7 protein-coding genes are annotated in these 10,177 nt (G+C 59.2%); 6 read left to right on the top strand and 1 reads right to left on the bottom strand.

All coding sequences use genetic code 11. The features are described 5' to 3' along the window. From ACESLM_RS04390 to ACESLM_RS04370, 5 genes are all read left to right on the top strand, one after another. On the top strand, positions 1-1,473 hold a 1,473-nt coding region (locus ACESLM_RS04390), incomplete at its 5' end, for a sensor histidine kinase (RefSeq protein WP_372630157.1). 112 nt (positions 1,474-1,585) lie between these two features. Then, positions 1,586-2,962, top strand: a complete 1,377-nt coding sequence (locus ACESLM_RS04385) for an ABC transporter substrate-binding protein (RefSeq protein WP_372630156.1) — start codon at positions 1,586-1,588, stop codon at positions 2,960-2,962. Between the two features lie 18 nt (positions 2,963-2,980). Then, positions 2,981-3,937 carry a carbohydrate ABC transporter permease gene (locus ACESLM_RS04380; protein WP_372630155.1) on the top strand — a complete coding sequence of 319 codons (957 nt, stop codon included), beginning with the start codon at positions 2,981-2,983 and terminating at the stop codon, positions 3,935-3,937. Further along, a complete protein-coding gene (locus ACESLM_RS04375) occupies positions 3,934-4,737 on the top strand; it encodes a carbohydrate ABC transporter permease (protein ID WP_372630154.1) in 804 nt (267 codons plus the stop codon). Before ACESLM_RS04380 ends, ACESLM_RS04375 begins: the two co-directional genes overlap by 4 nt. A gap of 109 nt (positions 4,738-4,846) precedes the next feature. Beyond that, entirely contained in the window at positions 4,847-7,759 is a 2,913-nt protein-coding gene (locus tag ACESLM_RS04370) for a glycoside hydrolase family 2 protein (RefSeq protein WP_372630153.1), read from the top strand. A 184-nt stretch (positions 7,760-7,943) separates the two neighbouring features. Here ACESLM_RS04370 and ACESLM_RS04365 read toward each other — a convergent pair whose 3' ends face one another. Then, complete coding sequence (locus ACESLM_RS04365) at positions 7,944-8,864, bottom strand: helix-turn-helix domain-containing protein (protein ID WP_372630152.1); 921 nt, start codon at positions 8,862-8,864, stop codon at positions 7,944-7,946. A gap of 210 nt (positions 8,865-9,074) precedes the next feature. Between ACESLM_RS04365 and ACESLM_RS04360 the strand changes: the two genes are divergently transcribed. Continuing rightward, the gene (locus ACESLM_RS04360) at positions 9,075-10,172 is read left to right on the top strand and encodes a response regulator (RefSeq protein ID WP_372630161.1); all 1,098 of its coding nucleotides are present in this window, start codon (positions 9,075-9,077) and stop codon (positions 10,170-10,172) included. Positions 10,173-10,177 lie beyond the last annotated feature (5 nt).

Here is a 10,177-nt window from a genome sequence, read left to right as displayed (position 1 = left end):
CAGGCGGTCCAGGAGAAGCTCGGCCGGTTCGTGGCGCTCAGCAACTTCATTCTGAATGTCGTCATCGCCCCGCCGAACGGGGAAACCTATTCGAACTACGCCGGCTATGAGGACTATTTCGCGGACTATCTGAAGCAGGACTGGTTTCTGAAAATGAAGGGCGTCCGCAACGGGTACAGCGAGCCGCATCCGTTCTTCTTCATCAGCGGCAACCGCCAGGCGTTTAGCTACGTGGTCAAGTACCGTCCCATCGGGCAAAACGCGGCCGAGGACAGTTATCTTGTCATCGATATCGCGTATTCGGAGCTGGCTAACGTGTTCTTGCAGAGCTCCCGGGACTTCGAACAGATCGAGCTGTTCACGGGCGCGGACGAACTGCTTCACGCCTCCAACGGCAATCTGCCGGAGCCGGATCGCGCCTTCATGGCCGAAGCGCTCGTCTCCGGGGAGACGTTCGCCGAGGACGGCAAGCGAATCGTGCTGACCGACGACGCGATGAGCCAAGGTTGGAGACAAGCGGCGCTGCTGTCGAAGAGCAAGCTGTTCGAGAAGATCAACCGCGTCTTCTTCTTCTACCTCGTCATCATCGCCACGGGCATCGCGGTGACGTTCGCCGTCATGCTGCCGATCATCGTCAATCTGACGAAGCCGCTCATAAGGCTGACGAACGCGATGAAGCGGGTCGCCGTGGGCGACCTGGGGACGAGCGTGCGCATCCGCAGCGGAGACGAGCTGGAGATTCTCGGCAGCGGCTTCAACCGGATGGTCGAGGACCTGAAGGGGCTGATGGAGACGTCCGTTCGGAACGAGGCGGTGAAGCGGCAAATGCAGATCGACCTGCTGATGGCGCAGATCAATCCGCATTTTTTGTACAATACTTTAAATACGGTCATTTACTTGTCCCATGCCGGTCGCGGCGGGGAAGCGGCCGAGGTGACGCAGGCGCTCATCTCCATCCTGCAGGACACGATCAAGACGGGGGAGGGGGCCGTCCGCGCGTCGCTGGCCGAAGAGAAGCGGATCGTCGACAAATACGCGGTCATTCAGCAGACCCGGTATCCCGGCCGGTTCCGGCTGGAATGGGAGGTCGAGGAGGCGCTGCTCGGCCGCACGGTTCCGCGTATGGCGCTCCAGCCGCTCGTCGAGAACGCGATCGTCCACGGCATTATTCCGTCGGATCGGGAGGAGGGAACGATCGTCGTGCGCGCTTATCGGGACGGGGAAAGATTCTGTGTGGAGGTGGACGACGACGGGCAGGGGATGGACGTTCCCGAGGAGGAGTGGACGGTGCGCGTCGGCCGGGGACCGGAGCGCACGCGGGGCATCGGCCTGTCCAACATTCGGGAGCGGCTGAAGACGCATTTCGGCGCATCCGCCCGGCTGGAAGCGTTCGGCGAACACGGCCGGGGCACGCTCGTGCGGATCGTGCTTCCGTGGAACGAGACGGAGGAGGCCGGAGGGGAGGCGCCGTGACCGCCGGATTTTATACGAAATCGCCGTTTTGACCGATTACGGAGCGGAAGGCCCCCGGGGTACGATAACCATGCAAGCACTTACAACATCTTTCTTGGGGGGACTCACCATCGTGAACAACAGAAAGCTTGGAAAATGGGTGGGCGGTTTCACGTCTTTGGCGCTTCTGGCGGGGCTGCTCGCGGCATGCGGCGGCAACGGCAAAGAAGCTACTCCGTCGGCTTCCTCGCCGGCGGCCGGCGGAAACGCATCTCCGTCCGCATCGGCTCCTGCCGATCCGACGCAGCTTAGCGGCACCGTCAAGGTGTGGGACTGGGACGAAGCGTTCCAGAACGGCATGATCGCGGAATTCAACAAGAAATATCCGAATATCAAGGTTGAAGTAACCGTCGTTAATCCGAACGACTACCTTCAGAAGCTGCAGAGCGGGATCGCTTCCGGCTCCGACGTGCCCGACGTGATTCTCGGCGAGTCGGCGTATCGCGGCAAGCTGTTCGATCTGGACGTGCTGGACAATCTGGAAAGCGCGCCGTACAACTTCGACAAGAGTACGGTTCTCGACTATGTCGTGCCTTACGTCTCCAATTCGGAAGGCAAGGTGATCGCCGTAGATCAGACGCTGACGCCGGCTGGATTCGCGTTCCGCAGAGATTTGGCGAAGGAATACTGGGGCACGGACGACCCGGCCGAGCTGGAAAGTCTGCTCTCCTCCTGGGACGATTTTATCGCCAAGGGCAAGGAGCTGAAGGAGAAAAGCGGCGGCAAGGTGCTCATGTTCCCCGGCCTCGGCGACGCCTACATCGCCTTGAGGGGACAGAACTTCGTCTCCTATGTGAACGGCAGCGACGTCGATCTGACGACGAAGCTGCAGGCGCCGCTGCAGAAGCTGTTTGAAATGCGCGACGCCGGCATTCTCGGCAAGAACGAGCTGTGGACTCCGGCATGGTCGGCTTCGATGGCCAAGGGAGAATTCATGTTCTACCCGATGGCTCCGTGGGGCGCGAAATGGCATATTTCCGCCAACGATCCGGAAGGCTCGGGACGCTGGGGACTCGTGAAGGCTCCGGAAGGCGGCTTCACGCGCGGAGGCACGGCTATCGGCATCTACAAGGACAGCAAGGTCAAGGAAGCGGCGTGGGCGTTCATCGAGTTCGCGTATCTGTCCGACGAAGGCTCCGCTTACAACTTCCAGACGTTCGGCAACATGACGAGCTCCAAGTCGTTCTATGAGACCCAGCAGGCGCTCATCGACGCGCCGGGACCTTACGACGAGTTTTTCGGAGGTCAGAACCTGGCGAAGTACTTTATCGAGAAAATCGTGCCGGATATGCAGGGCGAGTCGCAATCCAAATACGATTCCGTCGTGGACGGCGTGTTCAACGCGCTGTACCCGCTCTGGACCAAGGACGCCTCCATTACGGCCGACGCCGCGCTGGAGAAGTTCAAGACGGAGTTCAAGAACAAGGCGTCCGACGCGACGGTCAAGTAATCGACGGGAGAACGGGGGATGAACGTGAACGCGGAAAGTTACGACGCCATACCCGCCGCATCCCGCAAACGCAGATGGGGGCCACGCATGTGGCCCTATCTTTTCGCCCTGCCGTTTGTGCTGACCTATGCGGCGTTTCAATTGTATCCGATCCTGTACTCTTTCGTGCTCAGTCTGCATGACTGGAACGGCATAGGGGCCAAGACGTATATCGGCTTCAAAAACTACGTCCAGCTATGGACGAACGATCCTTTATTTATCAAATCGCTCTGGAATACGCTGCTGATGATGCTGATGTTCATCCCGCTGACGCTGATCCTCGGACTTACGCTGGCCTATTGGACTTTCCAGCTGACGCGCGGCAAGCGGTTCTTCCAGACGATCAACGTGCTGCCGTACATTACGACGCCGGTGGCGATCGGATTTATTTTCTCCTACATGTTCGATTGGCAGACGGGGCTGGTCAACCTGCTCCTGACGAAATTCGGCATTCTGGAAGAAGGCTTCTATTGGCTTCAGGACCCTTGGGGCTCCCGGGCGATTATCGCCCTGATGGTCATCTGGCGAAATCTCGGTTATTTTATGATTATTTTCATGGCCGGCATGACGGTCATCCCGCAGGACGTGTACGAGGCGGCGAAGGTGGACGGCTCCACGGGGCTGCACACGTTCATTCGAATCACGATGCCGCTGCTGCGCAACATTACCGTATTCCTCGTCGTGACGTCGATGATCGGCGGCTTGCAATTGTTCGACGAACCCAAGCTGCTCTATGGCGGCTGGTCGGGCTCCGCCCAGGTAGGCGGTCCGGACAATACGGCACTTACAATGATCTGGAAATTCGTGGACGAGTCGTTCATTTCCAATACCCGTTTCGGCTATGCTTCGGCGATCGCCTATTCGCTCTTCTTGCTGATCGTGCTTTTCTCCGTCATTAGCTACCGGTTGACGGCGCCGAAGGAGGACAAAAGATGAAAGCTCTCATGTGGATCTGTCTTGTCGCCATCTCGCTGCTGTCGTTGTTTCCGTTCTATATCATGATCGTGATGGGGACGCATTACAACGAGGATTTGTTCAAGGGCATTCCGATCTTGCCGGGAAGCTACTTGCAAGAAAACCTGACGACGGTGCTGAAGGCCGATTTCCTGCACGTCTACGGCAACAGCCTGATCGTGTCCGTCGCCTCCGTCGTTCTGGCGACGCTGACGAGCACATTGATCGGCTATGCGGTGGCGAAGTTCGAATTCAAGGGCCGCAAATGGCTGCAGACGTTCGTCATTCTGACGATGATGGTGCCGACGCAGGTCGGTCTGATCGGCTACATTATCGAGATGCGGCACCTCGGCGTCGGCAACACGCTGTGGCCGGTCATCCTGATCTGGGCGGCGTTCCCGTTCGGCGCGTTCTTCATGATCCAGTTCATGCGCGATTCGATTCCGAACGACTTGCTCGAATGCGCGCGCATCGACGGCTGCTCGGAGCCGGGCATCTTCGTCCGGATCGTGCTGCCGATCATGAAGCCTGGTCTGGCAACGCTGGCGACGCTCGTGTTTCTATGGTCGTGGAACAACTATCTGCTGCCGCTCGTGACGATCAACAAGTCGGAATGGTATACGCTGCCGATCTTTATTTCGAATCTGGGCATCGTGCACAGAACCGATTACGCGGCGCGGATGGCGGCGCTGACGATGACGACGATTCCGGTGCTGATCTTGTTCATACTCGGCTCGAAAACATTCATGAAAGGGCTCACCGCGGGAGCGGTCAAGGGCTGATCCGGGAGGCGGCGCTTGCGTCGCCTTCTTGTCGCGTTTGGGGTGGTCGTTGGATGGATGACACCGCACACACAGGAAGGCAAGTACATTGAACTAGGGGGAGAAAGCAATGAGCAGACGGGAAACCGCGCTGGACGGGAAATGGGAGTTTCTGTTGGACCCGGAGGATCGGTATAAGGACGCGCCGCCGAACGCTTCCGCCTTCGGGAGCGGCAGCATCAACGTGCCCGGCTCGTGGGAGGAGCAGGGCTACGGCTCAGAGCCGGCGTTTCCGCAGATCGACACGTGGACGAAGCTGCGGGAGTATGTCGGAGCGGGCTGGTACCGGAAAACGGTTCGACTCGAACGGGTTGACGAGGGAGCGCAGCGGGTGCTTGAGCTGGCGGGCGCTCGCTGGACGACGGAGGTGTGGGTGAACGGCGCATTCGTCGGGCTGCGGGACAGCTTGTCCGCGGTTCATCGCTACGAGCTTGGCGACGAATGGTCCGAGGGCGACAACGAGCTGCTCGTTCGCGTAGACAACCGGATGCGGCTGCCGTTGGCGGACAGCCATATTCATACGAGGCATACGGCGACGGAGTGGGGCGGCATTACCGGCGGGATCATGCTCGTAGAGCTTCCCGCCGCGCGGCTCGGTCGGGTAAGTCTCGTTCCCGATCCGCTCGCGGGGGAGTTCCGCTGTCGGATCGAGGTCGAGGCGGCGGAGGGGGAGCGTACCGGCTGCACGGTCGAGGCTCGCTTCCGGGCTCCGAACGGAGAGGGGTTTGCGGCGATTGCGCCTGTGGACGCGAGTGGGGAAACGGAGCTGGTCTGCGCGCTGGGCGACGCTCCGGCGCTCTGGTCGGATCGTCATCCGCAGCTGTATGATGCGGAGCTTCTGCTGAAGCGGGGGGAGGAGACGCTGGACCGCGTCGCGCGGCGGACCGGCTTACGGAGGCTTGCCGCCTCCGGCAAGCGGCTGGAGCTGAACGGCAAGCCGGTATGGCTGCGCGGCTACGTCGACTGCTGCGTATTTCCGCTTACCGGCTATCCGGTCTGGGACAAGTCGCACTATGAGCGGCAGTTCCGCATTGCCCGGTCCTACGGCTTCAACCACGTGCGGCTGCACGGCTGGAACGCGCCCGAGCCGTTCTGGGAAGCGGCGGACGAGGCCGGGATGCTCGTGCAGACGGAGCTGCCGCACTGGTCTGCGCACTACCAGCCGCGCGGCGGGAAGCCGCCGGTGGAGGTCGACGCGTTCCTGCAGGCGGAGCTGGAGCGGATCTATGAAAGCTTGAACGCGCATCCTTCGTTCGTTCTGTTCTCGATGGGCAACGAGCTGACGGAGGATAACGGGCACGAACGGCTGAACGAGCTGGTTAGATACGCCAGGAAGCTTGATCCTTCGAGGCTCGTTACCGACAATACCGGCTTCGGCCAGCTTCCGGAGCAGGATCGCGAGGGCGATTTCTTCATCCCGTCGTTTAACTGGCATGTGCCGCTGAAGACGGAGGAGATTGCCGCGCCCGCAACGAACCGCGATTTCTCAGCGGTTGCCCGGTTGACGGACAAGCCGGTGCTTGGGCACGAGCATGCGCAGTTTACGATGTACGCCAGGCCGGAGGAGAAGGCGAAGTACACCGGCGTGCTTCGGCCGACGTGGCTGGAGACGATCGAGGAGACGCTGCGGGCGAAAGGGCTGGAGGAGCGGGTCGGCGAATGGATCGAAGCGACCGGCGTTCACCAGGTGCGCGCGCTGAAGGAAGCGATGGAGCGGGCGCGCCGTACGCCGGGGGCGGCGGGCGTGCAGTTGCTCGATATCCGCGATTTTCCGGGCCAGGGCCATGCGACGACGGGGCTGCTCGACGTGTTCTGGGACAGCAAGGGGACGATCCCGCCGGAGAGGGCGCTCGACTTCAACGGTCCGACCGTGCTGCTGATGGCCTGCGAAGGCCGTACTCTGTTCGCGGGCGAGACGATGGACGTTCGGCTGCTTTTGTCCCATTACGGGGAGGAGCCGGAGCTGTCCGGTCGCGTCGGTTGGCGGTTTCTTCGCAAAGCGGGCGATCCGAACGCAGACGAACGCGGAACGGACGCTTCGGTTCGCGGCGTTGTCGCGGAGGTTGCGGGAATCGTCGCTAAAGAAGGAGGCCGGGATGAGGTTCTCGTCGACGAAGGAGAACTGGCCGTCGCCGGAGCGGCGCGCGGCAGCGTGGAGGAGATCGGCACGTTGAGGATCGGTCTGCCTGCGGGAGCGGAGGCGTCCGAGCTTGTGCTGGAGGTGTGGTGGGCGGATCGGGAACGTCTCGTAGAGGAGCGGGAAATCCGCAACGCCTGGTCGTTCTGGTCGTTCCCGCGGGTTCGATACGAGAACGCCGAGTCGGTCTGGAGCAGCGCGCCCGCTCTGAAGACCGCTCTGTACGGCGCTTCCTTCGAGCCGAACGCTAAATTCGATCCTTTCGTATATCCGTCGCACAAGGGCGTAAAGCTGGCAATCGTCCAACGACTCACGACAAACGTGCTTCAGTACCTGAACGGCGGCGGCCGGGTGTGGCTGCTGGCGGGAGAAAGCGAGCTGTACGACGCGCCGGTGACGAAATATTTGCCGGTGTTCTGGAACTATCTGATGTTCTCCGAGCAGGCAGGGGGGACGATGGGGGCGGTCATCCGTCCGCATCCTGCGCTCGGGAGCTTCCCGAATGACGGGCGTTCGGATTGGCACTGGTATCATCTGTTCAACGGAACCCCGGCCATCTGCCTGGATACGGTGCCGGAAGTCGAGCCGATCGTCGAGATCGTCGACAACTTCAACCGGGCCAAACGGCTGTCGAGCGTGTTCGAAGCTCAAGTCGGGCAAGGAAGCCTGTTCGTAACGACGCTGGCCTTCCGTTCGCCGCCGGATTGGAAACGCCCCGAGAGCGCGTATCTGTTCGGTGAAATGCTCCGCTATCTGCTCGGCGACGACTTCCGGCCTTCGGCCCGCATGACCGTCGGCCAGGTGCTGGGCTTGTTCCGCTTGCGAGGCATTCATTCGTTCCTGTAACGATGGGGGCAATCTAATACTGACGGGTTTAGCGTACTATGCGCAGCCCCGGGCGCTTGACGCCAAGGCGCTTTCTTGGCCTTAGCCTCGCAGCTTGGGGTAGCGCACCAAGGCGCTTTCTTGGCCTTAGCCCTTAGTCGCGGGTTTCACCCAAGCTCAACCAACTTGATCGTTGAATTTTATTTTACGGCTCACGATGTAAGGGCTCCTTTACGGCGGAAATAGGCCGATGACTTGCGTTGCAGCCGTTGTTGTGAAGCTGTTTGTATTGCGTGGGCGTGCTTTTCTTGTAGGCTTTGAAGGCGCGATTGAAGGTGGCCAGACTGCCGAAGCCCGATCTCATGGCTACCTCCGTGACCGATAGGTTCGGGTCGATCAACAGTTTCTCCGCGTGTATGATTCGGTGCTGGTTGAGGTAGTCGTAATAGGACATGCCGATGTATTGCTTAAACAACCTCGTAAAATGAAATTTGCTGAATCCGGTCAATTTCGCAAGGTCCTCTACTTGAATGTCCTCTGTGCAATGCTCGTTCATATAGTTGCATACCTTCAGAAGCGTGTCGATATTTTTGTGATAATTCCGCCCTTTGGACGGAGAGGCTTTGAATTCTCCGTTCATGAGGTTTCTCCCGATCAGAACGAAAAATTGAATCAGCAGGGCGTATGCCGAAGCTTCCTTCAACAAAGAGGAGCTGAAATATTCGTCCTTCAGCATCAGGAGCAGCCGGCGAAGCGATTGTCCGAATTCGCCGCTCTTCTCTGCTTCGACAAGGTAACAGGGACGAAGCAGGTGGAAGGTAGAATCGAACCCCCTGAGGTTGTACAGAAGAGAAAAGTCGAATTGCATAATCATCCGTTCTCCGGTCTCAGGCGCGACGATCTCGTGAAGTTCGCCCGGCGGAATCACGAGAATATCGCCGCATTGCAGCTCGTAGGCCGTGTCGTTCACGATAGCGGTGTAGAAGTTATCGAGCGGCATAATGATTTCGGCGGCGGTGTGCCAGTGCACGGGATAATTCTCCGCTTCGTGATTCAGGTACAGCCGTATTCCGAAATGTTCGTGAAAGGAGACGGTTTCCTTCGTGCCGTTTAAGATTTCGATCAATCCTCGTTCATCCCTTTCAAGGAGTTTATCATCGATCGAAAAATCGCAATATTTGAGGAGCGAAAAGCAATAGATACGGAGAAAAGCATAGGTTATATCCTTAAGATAGTATCATAGAAACCGCGTGGAGGACGATAGTTGTTACGATTTCGAATGAAACCGCATTCATAAACAATGATATAATAAAAATACTTTTTCGGAAGGGAGTGGATTCCGATCTTCAACGTTCTCCTTGTAGATGACGAACCTCTCGTCCTGGAAGGCTTAACGTTTATGATCGACTGGGAAAGTCACGGGTTCCGCGTCTGCGGCGAAGCGTGCGACGGGGAAGAAGCCCTGGAGCGGATCCGGGAGCTGAATCCCGATCTGATCGTGACGGACATTAGCATGCCGGTCATGGACGGAATGCAGTTGATCGAGCGCTGTGCGAAGACCTTGAACGTGCCCTGCCGTTTCATCATTCTGAGCGGGCACGACGATTTCCTTTCGGCCCGGGAGGCGATGACGTACGGAGTGCTCGACTATTGGCTGAAGCCGATCGACACCATGGAAATCCATGCCGCGCTTGGGAAGCTGCGCCGACAGTGGTCGTTACCGGAAGGAGACGAGTCCGCGGGTTTGCCACTTCCTGCCTTGCCCGATGAAGCGGCTTGGACGCTCCCGGACGCCGATGATCCCCTATTCGAGGCGGAGGACCGTCTGTTACTGGCAATCCGGGGGGACAACGGTAAGGAGATCGACGAAGCGGCCGAACGGCTGTGCAGGCAGCTGGAGCTTGCGTTCGATGGAGACGAGAAGGCGGGGAAGGCATTCTTGTCGAACGTGTTGATCGAATTAATCTGGAAAGTGATCGATGGAGAGACGGCGAGCTCCGCTCCGGGAGACGAACCAGATTTCTCGCTTCCGATTCTGCCGAATGAGGCGGCCCGATGGTCCGGAGTCCTGACGTCGTTCGCTCGACGGGTCGCGGAGCAATTGGCTCGGCAGCGGTCCATGACCGGACCTGCATGGGAGGCGGCGCGGTATGTTCGGGAGCGCTACAGCGAGCCGCTTCAATTGCGGGATATCGCGAGAAAGCTTCATTTTCAGCCGGCCTATCTAGGTCAGTTGTTCAAGAAACAGATGGGCGTGTCTTTCCTCGACTACGTACATCGCACGCGGGTGGAGGAAAGCCGTCGGCTTCTTCGGCGAACGGACCTGAAAATCGCCGACATCGCCCGAAAGGTAGGCTATGCGGATCCCGAACAATTCGCCGCGAAATTCAAGCAGTGGATGAACATGACCCCATCCCAATACAAGAACGGCTGAATCGA

It is taken from the genome of Cohnella sp. (assembly GCF_041641335.1).
Taxonomy (GTDB): Bacteria; Bacillota; Bacilli; order Paenibacillales; family Paenibacillaceae; genus Cohnella.
Note: the sequence above shows the minus strand (reverse complement) of the source record. Positions and strands in the feature narration are given on the sequence as shown.